Source organism: Paenibacillus tepidiphilus (genome assembly GCF_008635795.1).
GTDB classification, from domain to species: domain Bacteria; phylum Bacillota; class Bacilli; order Paenibacillales; family Paenibacillaceae; genus Paenibacillus_AQ; species Paenibacillus_AQ tepidiphilus.
This window is the reverse complement of sequence record NZ_VWRQ01000011.1, coordinates 22688-40857: the sequence shown is the minus strand read 5'-3', so window position 1 is coordinate 40857 and position 18170 is coordinate 22688. Positions and strand designations below refer to the sequence as shown.

The following is an 18170-nucleotide window of genomic DNA, read 5'->3' as shown; positions in this document are numbered from 1 at the left end:
AGGAGATGGCCTTACAATTTCTGTTCAACCTGCTGATTGCCTTTCTATGGATGGCGATGAACAACAATGATTCCGTCTCAAGCTTTATTGTAGGATATCTGCTCGGGGTTGCTATATTAATATTCTTCCGAAGAACCAGACCGCAGAAAAAGCCGTTTTACCTGAGACGCCTATGGGCTATCCTGAAGCTGCTGCTGATCTTTATCCGTGAGCTAACCATTTCGAACTTTGTAGTCATAGCGCATATTCTTCGTCCAAAGCTGGCCATTAAACCCGGAATATTTGCATACGAGACAACTTTAGCTTCGGCATGGGAGGTCACCCTGCTGTCTTGTCTGATATGTCTCACGCCGGGAACGTTAACGCTCGATGTTTCCCCTGACAGAAAGACGTTATACATCCATGCCATTGATATTAAAGATGCTGAAGCGCTCGTTGCGCAGATCCGCGGCACCTTTGAACAAGCGATCGTGGAGGTGACCCGCTAATGGTTGCAGTGCTGTTAACGACTTCACTTATCATCCTGGGTCTGGCGATGCTGGCTTGCCTGTTCCGTCTGCTGAAAGGGCCGACCCGGTCAGACCGGGTAGCGGCACTGGATACCATAGGCATCCATGTACTCGCTATAATCACCGTTATCAGTATGCTGCTGGATACCCGTGATTTTCTGGAGGTCATTCTCGTCATCGGCATTCTGACGTTTATCGGAACAACCGCATTGGCCAGATACATTGAACGGGGCGTTATTATGGAGGAAGGAGGAGACGCAAATGACAGGTGAGTTAATTAGCTCCATTCTGGTGGTATGCGGCGCGATCTTCTGCGGAATCAGCGCTTTTGGATTAATCCGGCTTCCCGACGTGTACCTGCGCTCACATGCCGCCACCAAAAGCGCGACCTTCGGTGTGCTGTGTTTGCTGGGAGGAGGATTTCTGTATTTCCTGTTTAAAGACGGGGCGGTCAATGTCAAGCTGCTGCTCGCCATCCTGTTTGTATTTATCACGTCTCCTGTTGCGGGTCACTTAAACGGCCGGGCCGCTTACCGCTCGGGTGTTCCGCTATGGAAGGGAAGCGTGCGGGATGATCTGAAGTCCCTGTCAGAGGAAAAGCAGCAATCCCCAGCCAATAAATCATGACTCATGAATGGACGATCGCCGTTCAGCCGTACTACAAAGTCGAACGAATCATGACTGGCGAGAAACTCGAAATCATCAAGCAAAGACGGCTATTATGTTTATATCCGACTCAAATCCGTTCCGCTTACCGCCGGTTCTCCATTGAGGATGTCTTTGACATCTCTTTTAAAGACTATGGTCAAGGAGAGGGCGTATTGTATTTGCATACGAAACAAGGAGTTTTCCCTTATACTGTTGAAGAAGTGGACGAGGTGTTTATTGCAGAAGTAAAGCGGCTCATAGCTATATAATCCTATAAAATATTGGCTCAACAAAAGAAACCGCTCGTTGGTAACAGGGTACTTTGACACCACCCCAGCTTACCAATAAGCGGTATTTTGCCATATAAGGCTCCTACACAATCCGTTCCAACAGAATCCCCACTTGTTTGGCCATTTCCGGGGGCGGGCAGGGCATTCCGTTTATAATCCACCACTCGACCACGCCTACATATGCCGTCCCCATAAATGGCAGCATAACCTCTTTCGTTAATTCATGATTCCTCTCCTCGGATGGATCGACCTCCTCATTGAACTCCTCCATAATAAACTGCAGGAACAAACTGCGGAAGGAAGGGGCTCCCTTGCTTGATAACATGGTGGAAAAGAACAGGTAATTTTGCTCGAAGTATTCAAAATAAGCTTGGGTTGCAGTTCTCCAGTCAATTTCACAGGCCCAATCGCTAATCTCTCTCATAGCCTGGATATGCTCTTCAATGAGCTTATCCAAGAGATCAAACTTGTCCTGGTAATGGAGATATATGGTGGCGCGGTGAACATCGGCCTTGTCGGAGATGTCCTGTATGGTGATGTCATCGAAGCTCTTTTCGGACATTAACTGCATTAATGCTTGCTTAATTGCAAGCTGCGACTTAAGTATTCTCCTGTCGATCTTAGCCATCCCGGGTAACCCAGCCTTCCCTAAATAATTGACACATTTAAATGGTGTGTCGAGTAATGGACGAATCAGCCCATATTAACGATTGAACCTTATCGGATTTCATTTATTATATACATATGTCGTTTATTCGATCAACATCGATTATTATCCGGAAGGAGGGACTATCCATTGAAGCCTTAGCTCGGAACACATTGAAAATATATTTGCTCGCATTCATAAGCTTTGTGGTCAGCACCTCAGAGTATGTAATCGCCGGTATACTGGACAACATAGCGCAATGGGCACATGTATCAATGGCTGCAGCCGGGCAGCTGATATCTGTATTCGCCATAGCCAATGCTGTCGGGTCACCGCTATTCGTCATGATAACGGCAAAGATGGACCGGCGAAAGCTGATGATGTTCTCGCTCTGGATCGTTGTGCTGGGCAGCGTAATGTCCATCACACTTCCGGGGTTTGGCTTCCTCATCGTCTCGCGGATCATTTTGGCTGTCGGCGCCGGTGTTTTTGTTATCGCCTCCAAGACCATAGCTGCCAAACTTGCGCCCCCCGGAAAGCAAGCCGGAGCCATCGGTACAGTACTGATCGGATTTAGCGCCGCTTTAATCGTAGGCGTTCCCATCGGCAGGGTAATCGCAGCGGCATTCGATTGGAAGGTGATTTTCGCGGGCATCGGTATGCTTAGCATGTTGGCCGCATTCGCAGTGTACCGGATGATTCCTTCAACAGAGGGTGAGCCTCCAATTCCGCTTGGGAAGCAGCTTGCCCTTATACGCAGTCCCGTTATACTGACGGGCTTTGGCATCACTTTTTTCTGGCAACTGGGTTATGCCGTTCTGTACGCCTATATTGTTCCTTTCCTGCACGATGTCACACAGATAGGAGCGCATCACATTAGTCTGGCCCTGTTCGCCTTCGGCATAGCGACTTTAATCGGCTCTAAGGCCGGCGGTTTGTTGACAGACCGGATTGGAATTCCGCGCTCACTGGTGGGCGGGATGGCTGTCCATGCAGTTGCCCTTGTTCTGCTTGCGACGGTCGCCAAATCCGCAGCTGTCACCATTGCACTTCTTATGCTGTGGGGCTTCTCCGCCTGGTCGTCCGGGCCTGGGCTGCAGTTCAACCTGGTGAATCTGGCGCCGGAAGCCTCGGGAATCATGCTGAGCTTGTACGGCTCTGTCGTGCAGCTCAGCATTGCAGCTGCCGGAGGAATCGGGGGTCTCGTTACTGCCAGGTATTCTGTACTCGGGGTGAGCTGGACAGCCGCTATATCCGTTGCAGTTGCCTTGATGTTAGCAGTCATTCCCTTTAATCAACGTAGAGCTAATAATATAACCATGCAAAGGAGACAAACACATGTTTAACGAAACCCTTAGATTATCTAATAGTGTAACCATCCCTACATTAGGGCTGGGAACCTGGCTGCTTGACGATGGACAGGCAGAACAGGCCGTAGGGGATGCGGTATCCCTCGGCTATCGCCATATTGATACGGCTCAGGCATATCAGAACGAAGCGGGTGTAGGCAAAGGCATCCGCTCCTGCGGAGTGGCAAGAGAAGAACTGTTCATTACGACAAAGGTTGCCGCCGAAGCAAAGAACTATGCTGCAGCTGCGCATTCCATTGATGAGTCTTTAGCCAAATTGGGGCTGGACTACATTGACCTGCTGATTATTCACAGCCCGCAGCCTTGGAAGGAGTTCCGTGAGGAGAACCGTTATTTCCAGGAAAACAAAGATGTATGGAAAGCCATGGAGGATGCTTATACGGACGGTAAAGTAAAGGCTATCGGGCTGTCCAATTTCCTGCAGGACGATATAGACAATATTCTGGAGAGTTGTGAGATCAAGCCGATGGTTAATCAGATTCTGGCTCATGTAAGCAATACGCCGCTTGCGTTAATTGAATACTGCCAAAAGAACGGCATCCTGATTGAAGCCTATTCACCGATTGCCCACGGTGCAATTCTTGATCACGCAGAGCTTAAGGCCATTGCTGAAAAGTATGGAGTTTCTGTTGCTCAGCTTAGCCTGCGGTATGATATCCAGCTTGGTCTGGTTGTCATTCCAAAGACAGCAAATCCGGAGCATATGAGAGTCAATGCAGAGCTTGATTTTGTGATCAGCGATGCAGATATGGAGATACTCAAGAAGATTGAACCGATCCAGAATTACGGTGAGCATAGCTTCTTCCCGGTATTCGGTGGGAAAATGGCAAAACACCAAGAAGTCAAAGCTGGTGTAATCTTCCCTGCGGGCGAGAAGAATGAAGCCTTTGCACAATATTTCACAGGGCAAAGCTACCTGAAAACGTTGGTTGCCGATCCTAAAGTGAATGTTGGCGTCGGTAACGTGACCTTTGAACCGGGCTGCCGAAACAACTGGCATATCCACCGGGGTGGATTTCAAGTCTTGCTGGTAACCGGAGGTGAAGGCTGGTATCAGGAAGAAGGTAAGCCTGCACAGTCTTTGAAGGCCGGTGATGTCATTGTTACCCATGACGGGGTAAAACACTGGCACGGTGCAACCCAGGACAGCTGGTTCGAGCATATTGCCGTCACTGCAGGTACGCCGGAATGGCTGGAGCCCGTAGCGAATGAGGACTATGACAACCTTTAAGCTGCTTAATAGTACACATTTGAAATCTCCTAGCACCTGTGATAGGATGAATTTAATTAAATAATCCTTAAATACATCGTTTAATGGATTGTTACTGGGCGTCCAGGCAAAACCTAAACCGATGGTGAATGATTGGACCTTCTTCATGAAGGTCTCCACTCCTTTGCCAATGGTTTAGGTTTTTCTTGTTTTATTGGCCCTTTGGCTTTAACAACAACTACAGAAAAGAGGCAGAAACGATGACTACAGCCAAGGCAGGATTCTCCGAAAACTTCTTATGGGGCGGAGCTACCGCCGCCAATCAGCTCGAAGGAGCCTACGCCGAAGACGGCAAAGGCTTGTCAACAGCGGATATGATCGCCTATGTGCCGAAGGCCCAGCGCCAGGGGGATCATGCCATGGAGATTTCCAGCGAGCGCATTGCGCAGATTCTGGCCGGAGAGATTGAGGAACGGTTCCCGAAGCGGGAAGGCGTTGACTTCTACCACCGTTATAAGGAGGATATCGCACTCTTCGCCGAAATGGGCTTCAAGGTATTCCGCATGTCCATCAACTGGGCACGGATCTTCCCGAACGGCGATGATGCACAGCCGAATGAAGCGGGCCTGCAGTTCTACGACAATGTGTTCGACGAATTGCTTAAGTATGGCATCGAGCCGCTCGTTACGCTGTCACATTATGAGACACCGCTCGGCCTGACGCAGAAATACAACGGCTGGGCCAGCCGCGAGGTGATTGGCCATTATGTGAAGTATGCCGAAACCGTATTCACCCGTTACCGGAACAAGGTGAAATATTGGCTGACCTTCAACGAGATCAATGTGATGCTGTTCAGCCCGTACACCGGCGGCGGCGTGTTGACAGACCGCACAGAGCATAAGCTGCAGACGGTGTATCAGGCGCTGCATCATCAATTCGTGGCGAGTGCCATGGTGACGAAGCTTGGCCATGAGATCATCCCGGGATCGCAAATCGGATGCATGCTGGCCCGGATCGAATCGTACCCGCATACCTGCAATCCGGAGGATGTGCGCAAGAGCCAGCAGGAGAATCAGATGAACCTGTTCTTCACCGATGTGCATGCACGCGGCGAATACCCGGCTTATATGGACCGCTACTTTGCGGAGAATAACATTGTCATCGCGCGGCAGCCGGGGGATGACGAGATTCTTGCGGCACATCCCGTGGATTTCATCTCCTTCAGCTATTACATGACCATCGCGGTCTCCGCCGGACCGGAAGGCGAAGCGACGGCCGGCAATTTGGTCGGCGGCGTCAAGAACCCTTATCTGGAGTCTTCCGATTGGGGCTGGCAGATCGACCCTGTAGGCCTGCGGATTACCCTGAATACGTTATATGACCGGTACCGGAAGCCGCTGTTCATCGTGGAGAACGGACTTGGCGCCATTGACCGTGTCGAGGAAGACGGGTCTGTGCATGACAACTACCGGATTGAGTATCTGAAGAAGCATATTATCCAGATGAAGGAAGCCGTTAAGGAGGGCGTTGAACTGCTGGGCTATACTGCCTGGGGCCCGATTGACCTGGTCAGCATGTCCACCTCGGAAATGTCCAAGCGCTACGGGTTCATCTATGTCGATCTGGATGACGAGGGCAACGGAACCTTGAACCGCAGCAAGAAGGATTCATTCGCGTGGTACAAGCAGGTCATCGCCTCAAACGGTGAAATTCTGTAAATACAGAAGCTCATGAATGGACAAACTACAGCTATGAAAGGCGGGTTAAGATATGAAGACAGCATTTCCGGAAGGATTCTTGTGGGGCGGTGCCGTTGCGGCCAATCAGTGCGAGGGCGCTTATAACTCCTATGGTAAAGGGCTCTCCACACAGGACATTATGCCGCACGGGATTGCCGGTCCCATTACGGAGGAGCCGACAGAAGACAATCTCAAGCTGGTAGGCATTGATTTTTATCACCGTTATAAGGAAGATGTGAGGCTGTTTGCCGAGATGGGTTTCAAGGTGTTCCGTACGTCCATTGCCTGGTCGCGGATTTATCCGAACGGCGATGACCTGACTCCGAATGAGGAGGGTCTGCAGTTCTATGATGATCTGTTCGACGAGTGCCGCAAATACGGGATTGAGCCGCTGGTAACCTTGTCGCACTATGAAACGCCGCTTCATCTTGCCAAAGAATATGACGGTTGGGTCAACCGCAAGCTGATCAGCTTCTATGAACGGTATGTCACGACTGTGTTCAAGCGTTATAAAGACAAAGTGAAATATTGGCTGACCTTCAATGAGATCAACTCGATTCTGGAAGCGCCCTTTATGAGCGGAGGGATTTATACGCCGAAGGAGAAGCTGTCGAAGCAGGATCTGTACCAGGCCGTGCATCATGAGCTGGTAGCCAGCGCTCTGGCGGTCAAGCTGGGCCACGAGCTGATGCCTGGCGCCAAGCTGGGCTGTATGGTGCTGAGCATGCCGACTTACCCGCTCACGCCTAATCCGGATGATGTCATCGCCAGCATGCACTTCGAGCATAAGAATGACTTCTTCGCCGATGTCCATGCCCGGGGCACGTATCCGAATTATATGAAGCGGTATTTCCGGGAGAACGGCATCGAGATTCATTTTGCACCTGAGGACGAAGAGCTGCTGAAGCATACCGTTGACTTCATTTCCTTCAGTTATTATGTGAGCATCTGTGAGACAGGTGATCCGGATAAACGGAAGACTGGCCAGGGTAACTTGTTTGCCGGGGTACCAAATCCGTATCTACAGGCGAGTGAGTGGGGCTGGCAGATCGATCCGCAGGGGCTGCGATATGTGCTCAACCGCTTCTACGACCGTTACCAGAAGCCGCTGTTCATCGTGGAGAACGGGCTTGGAGCTGTTGATGAGCTGGTCGATGACGGTCATGGCGGCAAGACGGTCAACGACGATTACCGGATTGCATACATGCGCGATCACTTAATTCAAGTGGGCGAAGCCATCAAAGACGGCGTGGAAGTCATGGGATATACCTCCTGGGGCTGCATAGACATTGTCAGCGCCTCAACTGCCGAAATGAAGAAGCGCTACGGCTTCATCTATGTGGACCGCAACAACGACGGATCGGGCACCCTGGAGCGGTTCCGCAAGAAGTCGTTCCACTGGTACAAGGAAGTGATCGGCACCAATGGAGCCAGTCTGAACAAGGACCACAATTTGGAATAAAACGTTTTCATAAAAACGTTGTCATAGATATAGCGATATGCTAAGATGCTTGTAGAGGAAAACCTCACTGGATTGTTACTGTAATTAAGCAGGCAAAACCAGGAACCGGCATTCTTATGGAATGGCCAGTTTCGGGTTTTGCCTTTTTTCTACTCTGACGGTGTAAGGTGATGGAATGATAATTGCGAAGGTGCTGAATAACAATGTCGTAACCGTAATGGATGCCAGCCAGAAGGAGCTGGTCATTATGGGACGCGGAATCGCCTTCAAGAAACACGCCGGCGACGTCATTGATGAAGACAAGATTGAGAAGATTTTTTCGCTGGAGAACAAGGAAGTCTCGCAAAAGCTGATGTCGCTGCTGTCGGACATCCCGATGGAATATGTCGAATGCTCCGACGAAATTATCCGCTATGCGGAGACGGTGCTCGGCGAGAAGCTGCATGAGAGCGTCTATATCTCGCTGACCGACCATATCCACTTTGCCATCGACCGGCACCGCCAGGGACTGCAGATCCGCAATGCGCTGTTATGGGAAATCAAGCGGATGTACCGCAAGGAGTTCTCCATCGGCATCAAGGCGCTGCAGATCATTGAGGACAGGCTCGGCGTATCGCTGCCGGAAGACGAGTGCGCTTTCATTGCCATGCATCTGGTCAATGCGCAGATGAACGGAGAAATGCGGGAGACGGTAAGCATCACGAATATTGTGAAGGATATTCTCAATATTGTCAGACGGAGCTTCCTGATTGAGCTGGATGAGGAATCGCTCAGCTACTACCGCTTTCTGACCCATCTGAAGTTCTTTGCACAGCGGGTAGTGCAGGGAGCACCTATGGATGACAGGGACAAGGAGCATGCGCTGCATGATCTGGTCAAGGTTCAATACCCGGAGGCGCATGCCTGCGCCGTGAAGATTGCGGAGTATACGCGCAAAATTTACAAACGGCAATTATCCAAAGAAGAAATCCTATACATGACGATTCATATCGAACGGATTGTCCGAAATGAAGAGCCAACTGAATAACTGCGTGACGGGATTGTTACTCTTAGCAGGCAAAACCTAAACGCTGAACAGGAATGCGCGAATTTGGCATTGCTGCTCAGTGTTTGGGTTTTTTTGTACCACAAACCACTCTCAACCTCAAAGGAGCATGCCATATGGATAAGGCAGCATTGTCCAAAGAAATACTGAAGCTGGTCGGCGGAGAAGAGAACGTAGGCCAGGTTACCCACTGTATGACCCGCCTGCGCTTTAATCTGAAAGACAACAAACGGGCTGACAAGGAAGCCCTGCAGAAGACGCCGGGCGTAATGGGTGTAATGATCAACGGCGGACAGTTCCAGGTCATTATCGGCAACGACGTGCCTGTTGTATATAACGAGCTGGTTGCGGGTATGTCCAAGTCCCCGGATCAAATGGCTGCGGCAGCGGACAACGCCGAGAAGAAGAAGCAGAATCCGCTCAGCAAATTTATGGATTTCATCTCCGGGATCTTCACACCGATTCTGCCGGCCATTACCGGCGCGGGGATGATCAAAGGGATCGTGGCACTGCTGGTGGCACTGGGCTGGATGACCACAGACAATTCAACCTACATCATCCTGTCCGCCATCGGGGACGGCGCATTCTACTTCCTGCCGATTGTGCTGGCGGTAAGCGCCGCCCGCAAGCTGGGAAGCAACATGTATATCGGCGCAGCAATTGGCGCGGCCATCCTGCATCCGACGATAACGGCGCTGCTGTCTACCGGGGAGTCGGTTACGTTCGCCTCCCTGCCGGTCGTAGCGGCGACGTATTCCTCCTCGGTCATCCCGATCGTCATCGCCATCTGGCTGGCATCCTATGTGGAGAAGGCCGTAGACAAAGTAACCCATGCTTCGCTGAAGCTGATCGTCGTCCCTACGGTGACCCTGCTGGTCATCGTACCGCTGACGCTGATCGCTATCGGTCCGCTGGGCGTTATTATCGGGAACGGCCTCACAGGAGGTATCAACTGGCTGTTCGTTAACACCGGCTTGCTCGCAGGTCTGCTGATCGGCGGCACGATGTCGCTGCTCATCATTACAGGCATGCACTATGCGCTCATCCCGATTATGATCGCTTCCATTGCCCAGCTCGGATATGACTACATTATCCCGCTCATGATGGTGGCCAACTTCGCGCAAGGCGGCGCAACCTTCGGGGTATACCTGAAATCGAAGAACAAGAAGCTGAAATCCCTGGCCCTCTCCACAAGCATCACTGCCATGATGGGGATTACCGAGCCGGCGATGTACGGCGTCAACATGCGCTTCAAGAAGCCGTTTATTGCCGCACTGATCGGCGGAGCCGCTGGCGGGGCGTTCCTAAGCCTGTTCAAGGTTAAAGCCTTCGTCATCGGCGGCCTGGCCGGATTGTCCGGGATTCCAATGGTTCTGGGCTCGACCTTTGTCCTGTCCCTGATCGGTTTCGCAATTGGTATTGTTGTTGCCACTATTGTTACCTACGTTCTGGGCTTTGAGGATGTGCCGGAAGAGCAAGTACAGGCCACTCCGGCCGCCGCTCCGGCTGCTGTTACAGCAGAACCGGTTGCTCTGCAGGCTGCCGAGGAACAACCAAAGGTTACAGAGCAAATCTTCAGCCCGATTACCGGTGAAGTGAAGCCGCTGAGCGCGGTCAATGACCCGGCATTCTCCGAAGAAATCATGGGCAAGGGCTTGGCCATCCAGCCGGCCGAAGGACGGGTCGTATCGCCTGTCAACGGTACCGTCTTCTCCTTGTCGAAGAGCGGACACGCCATCGGTCTGGTCAGCGACAACGGGGCCGAGATGCTGATCCATATCGGCATTGATACGGTGAAGCTGAAGGGACTGCATTTCTCACCGAAAGTGACGGCCGGTACCAGGGTGACTGTCGGCGATCTGCTGATGGAATTCGACCTTGCCGAGATCGAAAAGGCTGGCTTCAGCACAATCACGCCGGTGATTATCACCAACATTCAAGAATACGATTCGATCCAGCCCGCCGGGCAAGCTACGGTAAAGACTAAGGATCTGCTCTATACGGTTAAAGCCTAAACAACAAGGCAAGCGGCTGCGGCCTTCAATAAGCAGCCCGGTATAAGCGTCAATGCATATGCTGCCATTCAGACGAATACTATACAAAAAAGAACTCCTGTAATAGAAGACTTGTTGGTGCCCAAGTACAAACAAGTCTTCTACAAAGGAGTTTTTGCTTTATGATAATAAATTTCCAGGCAGCGGGAAACCGGCTAAGCAGGCGCATACACTTTGCCGGTAATATTGGCAGGGCCGGTGATGAGGATGTCACCCTGGAGATCCTCCGGGTTGGAAACAAACACTTGAATTACGCGAAATCCTACCGGTACATTGGTAAGAATAGTCTGAAATGTTGTGGTCATTTCCAGCAATTCATCTTCATCATAGGAAACGGACTCTTGCTCTGCACTGCCCACAACAACGCCATCCATTAAGACTTGGATTAATAATTTAGGTTGCTCTGGCGGGGTTATAAAAACATTCGTCGCCTGCCAGCCTACCGTAGTTATGAGTTCCACATAGTTGATTGCGGCTGGAACATTAAGACCGAATTGTAAGAGCAGATAGGGTGTTGAGTTGATTGGAATATTAACGCCATTAGCCAGGTTGGTCTGAATGCTTCTACCGAATTCAACTAAGGTTTGTGCCATGTTGTCACCTCCACTTCACTTACAAGTCATTATATGGTTTGTTCGATCGTTGGCTTGTGGCAATATCCTATCAACTAAAAAATCCTCGATTTGATTAGGGAGGAAAAATATGAGAATCCTATTTATTGCTTCAGGCTTCAGTGCGGTATATTCCTTTTTTGAGCAAAGGATCATAGAAGCATTTCAGAACGCAGGTCACCATTGTGAGCCTTTTACGTTAAATCAGGGTTTAGCTGCCTTAACACAGCTGCAGCAATCGTTCCGGCCTGATCTTATCCTTGCCCTAACGGGTTTGAAAATCCCCAGACCCATACTGGAATTCTTAAAACATACGAAAGTAAGGACGGCTATTTGGCTGACGGAAGACCCTTATTATATGGATTTGACCCTGCCGCTAAGCACTAATTTTGACTACATATTTACCATAGATGAAGCAGCCATGGAACCCTATACAAGAGTAGGGCAACGACATGTATACCATCTGCCGCTGGGAACCGATCCCGAAATGTTCCATCCCGTACCCGTTTCTGAAGAGTTCTCAAGTGACATCTGTTTAGTAGGAGTGCCCTATAGTAACCGGATTGAACTTGCCGCTTTCCTGCTGGAGAATACCGGCTACCAGCTGCGGATCGTCGGAAAGGGATGGGGAAAGCAGCACAATGAATGGAGCATGAAGGAAAGCCGTCCCGTTCATTGGGTGAATGCCTGGGTACAGCCGGAAACCGTAATGAAATATTATAATGGCTCGCAAATCGTACTTAATATTCACCGCCCTTCGGATGAGAAATATAATAAGAACCGCATGGGCATCGTGGCCAAAGGCATCAACAACCGTACCTTTGATGTGGCCAGCTGCGGGGCATTTCAGCTCGTAGATACTAGGGAAGCGCTGGCGCAGCATTTTGAAGAAGGGGAGGAGATCGTTTCTTTCATAGATAAGCAGGATTTATTGGAGAAGGTTCATTATTATATGGCGCACGCCGAAGAACGCAAGCACATGGCCAGTCTGGCCAGAAGACGCGTACTGAGCTCGCATACCTTTCAGTACCGGATCGAATGCTTGATGAAGCAGATTCAAACCACTTGACTGGTAAATTTAGCCTTATATCCTATTACCTTTTGATATTCGATACATAGTATAGAAATTAAGCAGCGCAAAGGAGGTGTCCTATTGGCAAAGGTATCCATAATCATGACCAGCTACAATAAACCCGGTTATATTGCAAGGTCCATTCAATCCCTACTCAATCAGACGTTTACAGACTTTGAGCTCTTCTTGATGGATGATAACTCGAATGCAGAAACCCTCGCAGCCATTGAGCCCTTTCTTAAGGATAAGCGAATCAAATTCTATCAGAGCCATACTCAAACCATGGACGAAAGAGTGGAGAAGATCAGATACGCGGCCCTCATCAACCAAGCCTTGCCGGAAGCTTCAGGCGAGTACATTTCCTATGCAACCGATGATAACTGTTACCGGAATACTAGATTGGGGCAAATGGTAGATTATTTAGAGCTCCATCCGGATGTAATGGTCGTTTATTCCGCTTCTTTAGTCACTTACTTGAATGAGCAGCAGGAGATCACGAAAGAACAAGTAAGGCCGGCTAAGCGGATTGTTCCGGTGGCCCCCTGCCAGGTAGATCATTGCTCCATTATGCATCGAAGCTCCATTCTTCCTGTCATAGAGGAAAGGTTCGGATCTTATTGGGACGAGAACCCGGAGTTTTACCGGATCGGGGATGCCAGATTTTTTTGGCGGCTTAACCATTACTGGGATTTCTATCCGATCGAGGAGATTCTGGACGATAACTATATCACGGAATTATCCATCCATCATCAGCTGCAGCAGCAGGAAAAGTCGCAATTCATCCAAATGCTGCCGCCTCAAAGAACCTGCAAAGAGCTTCGGGAAGACCTCAGAGCTATGAAACAGAAAAGCCAAAATGCTTAACAGGAGGAGGGTTACAGCGGGGTGTCAATCTATCTGCACAATTACTGGTCTCTGTATAGTGAATTCATTCATGTATTAAAGGATGTAAAGTATAGAGAAATACCTGTTGCGGTAATGACGAACTTCTATCAGCAGATTAATGATGAGCTGAGAAGCGCTATGGAACACCAGGACTTTGAGAAGAAGCTGAGCAGTTCAGGCATTAAGCAGCCAAGTGGGATTCAACCCTTTTTCGAGTCGCTGTTAGCACCTGTTAAGCAACCGGCTCAGGGCAATCCGGACGGAAAGATATTGATAAATCTGGACTACACGAGAATTCCGGAAAAGAAATTAACTGAATATTTCAGCAGGGAGCATACGCTGATTGTGTCACGTTCCAGAGTTCCTGAATACTTCGGGATTCCCAACGTATGTATCGGAAATTTCAAGAGCGACACAAGCCAAGCCTCTGAAGCGTTAATCCGGAAGGCCACTGCAATGCTTGCCCAATACAAAGCACATCCGGCACTGGGCCATCCCGTGTTCATCGAGACGTTCCTGAAGCGGATTCCCGCTATCGTAGATGCCATAGAAACGGTTAATCAGCTCTATGATCAAATTCCGGTAACAACGGTACTGATAGGCACCTCAGAAGATGTGGCCAGCCGGTCGCTGGCGGTCGTTGCGGCGATGAGAGGCATCCCCAGCATTTGCTTGCAGCATGGAATATTGATGGGGGAGGAAGCCTTTATTCCTGTTTTCTCCAGCCATGTAGGGGTCTACGGCGAATATGAGAAAAGCTGGTTTATGGCAAGAGGTCTTGAGGAATACCGCATCGCTGTGACCGGTCACCCCCGGTATGATGAACTCTTTACGGATGAACGGAAAGCGCAGGATTCGTTTAGCGGCGAGCATGGCCTTGACCCCCACAAAATTACGCTGCTGCTTGCCACTGGGCCAAGCCTGGACGCAACCAAGATACAAGCTTTAGTTACTGACCTGGTTACGGATGGGAGATTTCAATTCATCATCAAGCCTCATCCCTGGGAGCTTTCCAAGAAGCTGATCTCACTTTATACGGAGCTGGAGACCAAATTGGAGGCTGTCCATGTGATCAAAGACCGCAAAACAGATATCCGTGACCTGATCAAGAATTCTGATGGTGTCCTCGCTTCACTTTCCACTGTTGCACTGGAAGGTCTATTAATGGATAAGCCGGTGTTTGTCTATCATTTCATCCAGGCCAACCGTGAATACGATTATTACAATGCCCTTGACCATTATATTCAGAACGAGCCGGCAGAATTAGTGAAGGCAGTCTCATTATATTATTCCAGCGATCAAGAAAAGTTACACTACGAAGCCGTGAAGAATAAGTTCCTGCTGCAAGCCTACCGGACAGAGCATTCCGGCAACATGCTTACCCGTTGGATCAGCCAATGGACTAATAGACGGGCTGAATACAAGGGGGGAGACAGGGATGTTCTTCAAGAATAGAAGAATCCTCGTGATCGGCGGAACAGGCACCGTTGGCAGAAGCATTGTGAAGCATATTTTACAGGAGGAACCTGAGGTCATCCGGGTATTCAGCAGAGATGAGCATAAACAATTCGAGCTGCAAAATGAACTGAACAGAGATGCAAGGATCAGCCTTCTGATCGGCGATATCCGTAATTATGACCGGGTGTCAGAGGCCATGGAGGGTATGGATTATGTGTTTCATACCGCTGCAATGAAGCATGTTTCCTTTTGTGAAAAGAATCCCCTTGAAGCGGTACTTACGAATATTATCGGCACGTATAACGTGATTAAAGCAGCGAAGCAGCATAACGTACAGAAAGTCGTGTTTACAAGTACGGACAAGGCTATTTCTCCGACAAACAATTATGGAGCCACAAAGCTGTCCGCCGAAAAGCTGATTTCCTCTGCCGAATACGCAAAGGGCCGGGGAGGAACGGTGTTCTGTGCAGTGCGGTTCGGGAATGTGCTTGGCTCCAGAGGCTCGGTCATCCCGTTATTTGTCAAGCAGGTCAGAGAAGGCAAAGCGATAACCGTAACCGATCTGTCGGTCACCAGATTTATGATGACACTGGACCAGGCAACTCAGCTTACGATTCAATCCCTGCAAATGTCTAAAGGGGGAGAGACGTTTATCTTAAAGATGCCCGTGATCAAGCTGAAGGACCTGGCAGAGCTTGTTGCCGAAGAAACGCCTAAGAAATACAGGATGGCCCCGTCCGGGGTGGATATCGTTGAAATCGGGTTAAAGCCCGGTGAAAAAAGATATGAAGAGCTGATGACGTATGACGAATCATTAAGCGCCTATGAGTTACCGGGTCTATATATTGTTCCTTCCCCGTTTGCCCCCAAGCAAACCTATAAGCACGCAAGCAGGCCGAAGCCCGGTACCTACAGCTCGGAAGGAGCGATCCCGCTGACCAAGGAGGAAGTGCGGAAGATCATCATGGAGCAAAATTTAATCTAGCGGAGGGATATGATGAACATACTCGTAACCGGTGGGACCGGCTTTATCGGCAGATGGGTCGTTGGACGGCTGTTAAAGGATGGGCAGAAGGTGTGGGTCATTGATAACTTAGCCAACTCATCCCTGGATAATTTGCAAGAGTATCAGGACAATGAACATTTGCAAAGGGTCAGCATTATGGATCTCAAAGACCGGGAGGCACTAACAGCGCTATTCCGGGATACGGCCTTTGATCTTTGCTACCATCTCGCGGCAAGCATCAATGTTCAGGACAGTATCGATGATCCGGAAACCACATTTAACAATGACACACTGGCTACCTTTTATTTACTGGAAGAGTGTAAGAAGCAGCAGGTGAAGCTGGTTTTTATGAGCACTTGCATGGTTTACGCCAGAGCAGACGATGAACTGGGAATCACGGAAGAGTCCCCGATCAAGCCCGCCTCCCCCTATGCCGGAGCCAAAATTGCTGCCGAAAATATGGTGTTATCGTATTACTTTGCCTACGGTTTACCGGTTGTGGTCGTGAGACCGTTCAATACGTATGGTCCTTACCAGAAGACCGGCGGTGAAGGCGGAGTGGTGGCCATCTTTATCCATAATAAATTGAAGAAGGAGCCTCTGAACATTTACGGGAACGGCACCCAGACACGGGATCTGCTGTATGTGGAGGATTGTGCTGATTTTGTGGTGGAGGCCGGGTACAGCGACCGGTTAAACGGAGAAATTGTAAACGCGGGTACAGGGAAGGATATTTCCATCAATCATTTAGCGGAGCTTATTTCGGGCGGACAGGCACCTATTCACCATATTCCCCATATTCATCCGCAAAGTGAAATCCAGAAGCTGCTCTGTAATTTCCGGAAGGCTGAGAAGACCCTGTCATGGACACCCAGGGTAACGATCGAAGAGGGGATCAAGCAGACGGAGAAATGGATCCAATCCAGCTTCCACAAAAAGGGCCGGGCTAAGTCATGAGCGGCGGTAAACTGGCCATCCATGGCGGAACGCCCGTGCGCAGCCGCTATTTGCCTTACGGCAGGCAGCTGATTGATGAGGAGGATATCCAGTCGGTCATCCAGGTGCTGCAAAGCGATTTCCTGACGACCGGTCCCGCCATTGAACAATTTGAAGCTGAAATCGCAAGCTACACAGGAGCAAAGTACGCTGTGGCATTCACTAGCGGAACAGCAGCATTACATGGCGCCTGCTATGCTGCCGGGATTGGTGCAGGCGATGAGGTGATCACATCCCCGATGACCTTTGCCGCCTCGGCCAACTGTATATTATACCAGGGAGCAACACCGGTATTTGCCGACATTGATCCGCGAACGTACAACCTGGACCCCAAACGGTTAGCGGAGAAGATCACAAGTAAGACAAAAGCAATCATCCCCGTCCATTTTACAGGCCAGCCGGCTGAGCTTGATGAAATGATAACCATCGCCAGGGAACTTAACCTGGTGGTGATTGAAGATGCAGCCCATGCACTGGGTGCTAAATATAAGCATTCAAGCATTGGTTCCATCGGTGATATGACGATGTTCAGCTTCCATCCGGTAAAGCATATAACAACGGGTGAAGGTGGTCTGATCACCACGAACAACCGGTTGTATTATGAGAAGCTGCGCCAATTCCGGTCGCATGGCATCACCCGTGATCCTGAGCATATGCTTGAGAATCATGGCCCCTGGTACTATGAAATGCAGTTTCTGGGGTACAACTACCGGTTGACGGATATCCAGGCGGCGCTTGGCATAAGCCAGCTCAAGAAAATAGAGCATTTCATAAATCTTCGAAAAAAATATGCGGCTATGTACAACGAGGCGTTCCGGCATTCCGATAAGATACAGATTCCTTACCAGAGCACGGAGAGTGAGTCCAGCTGGCATCTGTATATCATCGCTCTTCATTTAGAGAAGCTGAAGGGCAGCCGGAAAGAAATCTTTGAGGCCCTGCTGAAGGAGAATATCGGGGTTAACGTGCACTATATCCCAGTGCATCTCTTGCCTTATTATCAGGACCTCGGCTACAAGCGGGGAATTTGCCCGAATGCGGAACAATTGTATAACCGGATGATCACGCTGCCACTGTTCCAGGGAATGTCAGAGCAGGATGTGCAGGACGTGATCCGGGCTGTCAACAAGGTCCTGGACCATTATTCCAAATGATATGAAGGAGAGCCT

Annotated in this window: 17 protein-coding genes and 1 pseudogene; 16 read left to right on the top strand and 2 right to left on the bottom strand. The window is 49.9% G+C overall.

What is annotated here, in order from left to right; all coding sequences use genetic code 11:
* The first annotated feature begins 5 nt into the window (after window positions 1–5).
* Genes F1379_RS15280 through mnhG form a run of 3 tightly spaced genes read left to right on the top strand, consistent with a single transcriptional unit; the run spans window position 6 to window position 1136 of the window.
* Window positions 6–488, top strand: coding sequence for a Na+/H+ antiporter subunit E (locus F1379_RS15280; RefSeq protein WP_150271220.1), 483 nt, complete (start codon window positions 6–8; stop codon window positions 486–488).
* A complete protein-coding gene (locus F1379_RS15275; protein WP_150271218.1) occupies window positions 488–781 on the top strand; it encodes a Na(+)/H(+) antiporter subunit F1 in 294 nt (97 codons plus the stop codon). The genes F1379_RS15280 and F1379_RS15275 overlap by 1 nt, the downstream gene beginning before the upstream one ends.
* Window positions 771–1136, top strand: a complete 366-nt coding sequence (gene mnhG / locus F1379_RS15270; protein WP_150271216.1) for a monovalent cation/H(+) antiporter subunit G — start codon at window positions 771–773, stop codon at window positions 1134–1136. Before F1379_RS15275 ends, mnhG begins: the two co-directional genes overlap by 11 nt.
* Before the next feature lie 393 nt (window positions 1137–1529).
* Here the strand turns inward: mnhG and F1379_RS15260 are convergent, their stop codons facing one another.
* Window positions 1530–2075 (bottom strand): TetR/AcrR family transcriptional regulator, encoded by a 546-nt coding sequence (locus tag F1379_RS15260; RefSeq protein ID WP_150271212.1) that lies wholly within the window; start codon window positions 2073–2075, stop codon window positions 1530–1532.
* Window positions 2076–2266: 191 nt separating this feature from the next.
* Here F1379_RS15260 and F1379_RS15255 point away from each other — a divergent pair, with 191 nt between their 5' ends.
* The 7 genes and pseudogenes from F1379_RS15255 (at window position 2267) to F1379_RS15230 (ending at window position 10934) form a co-directional block, all read left to right on the top strand.
* A complete protein-coding gene (locus F1379_RS15255; protein WP_275262475.1) occupies window positions 2267–3439 on the top strand; it encodes an MFS transporter in 1173 nt (390 codons plus the stop codon).
* Window positions 3432–4220 (top strand): annotated as a pseudogene (locus tag F1379_RS15250) (aldo/keto reductase); the annotation flags it as partial. The gene F1379_RS15255 and the pseudogene F1379_RS15250, both read left to right, overlap by 8 nt.
* Window positions 4221–4286: 66 nt before the next feature.
* A complete protein-coding gene (locus F1379_RS30010; RefSeq protein WP_203457112.1) occupies window positions 4287–4694 on the top strand; it encodes a cupin domain-containing protein in 408 nt (135 codons plus the stop codon).
* A gap of 239 nt (window positions 4695–4933) precedes the next feature.
* Window positions 4934–6391, top strand: coding sequence for a glycoside hydrolase family 1 protein (locus F1379_RS15245; RefSeq protein ID WP_150271205.1), 1458 nt, complete (start codon window positions 4934–4936; stop codon window positions 6389–6391).
* 52 nt (window positions 6392–6443) lie between these two features.
* The gene (locus tag F1379_RS15240; RefSeq protein ID WP_150271203.1) at window positions 6444–7874 is read left to right on the top strand and encodes a glycoside hydrolase family 1 protein; all 1431 of its coding nucleotides are present in this window, start codon (window positions 6444–6446) and stop codon (window positions 7872–7874) included.
* 175 nt (window positions 7875–8049) lie between these two features.
* Window positions 8050–8901, top strand: coding sequence for a BglG family transcription antiterminator LicT (gene licT, locus F1379_RS15235; RefSeq protein WP_150271201.1), 852 nt, complete (start codon window positions 8050–8052; stop codon window positions 8899–8901).
* 134 nt (window positions 8902–9035) lie between these two features.
* A complete protein-coding gene (locus tag F1379_RS15230; RefSeq protein ID WP_150271198.1) occupies window positions 9036–10934 on the top strand; it encodes a beta-glucoside-specific PTS transporter subunit IIABC in 1899 nt (632 codons plus the stop codon).
* Between the two features lie 194 nt (window positions 10935–11128).
* Here the strand turns inward: F1379_RS15230 and F1379_RS15225 are convergent, their stop codons facing one another.
* Complete coding sequence (locus F1379_RS15225; protein ID WP_150271196.1) at window positions 11129–11566, bottom strand: hypothetical protein; 438 nt, start codon at window positions 11564–11566, stop codon at window positions 11129–11131.
* 439 nt (window positions 11567–12005) lie between these two features.
* Between F1379_RS15225 and F1379_RS15220 the strand changes: the two genes are divergently transcribed.
* The 6 genes from F1379_RS15220 to pseC all read left to right on the top strand — a co-directional run bounded on the left by F1379_RS15220 (window position 12006) and on the right by pseC (window position 18155).
* Window positions 12006–12653: a CgeB family protein gene (locus F1379_RS15220; RefSeq protein WP_476739482.1), complete on the top strand. Its 648-nt coding sequence runs from the start codon at window positions 12006–12008 to the stop codon at window positions 12651–12653.
* 84 nt (window positions 12654–12737) lie between these two features.
* Window positions 12738–13520 (top strand): glycosyltransferase family 2 protein, encoded by a 783-nt coding sequence (locus F1379_RS15215; protein WP_150271192.1) that lies wholly within the window; start codon window positions 12738–12740, stop codon window positions 13518–13520.
* Window positions 13521–13541: 21 nt separating this feature from the next.
* Window positions 13542–14996, top strand: coding sequence for a CDP-glycerol glycerophosphotransferase family protein (locus F1379_RS15210; RefSeq protein ID WP_150271190.1), 1455 nt, complete (start codon window positions 13542–13544; stop codon window positions 14994–14996).
* Entirely contained in the window at window positions 14980–15984 is a 1005-nt protein-coding gene (locus F1379_RS15205; RefSeq protein WP_150271188.1) for an SDR family NAD(P)-dependent oxidoreductase, read from the top strand. The genes F1379_RS15210 and F1379_RS15205 overlap by 17 nt, the downstream gene beginning before the upstream one ends.
* Before the next feature lie 12 nt (window positions 15985–15996).
* Window positions 15997–16962, top strand: coding sequence for an NAD-dependent epimerase/dehydratase family protein (locus F1379_RS15200; RefSeq protein ID WP_150271186.1), 966 nt, complete (start codon window positions 15997–15999; stop codon window positions 16960–16962).
* Complete coding sequence (gene pseC / locus F1379_RS15195) at window positions 16959–18155, top strand: UDP-4-amino-4,6-dideoxy-N-acetyl-beta-L-altrosamine transaminase (RefSeq protein ID WP_150271184.1); 1197 nt, start codon at window positions 16959–16961, stop codon at window positions 18153–18155. The genes F1379_RS15200 and pseC overlap by 4 nt, the downstream gene beginning before the upstream one ends.
* Window positions 18156–18170 lie beyond the last annotated feature (15 nt).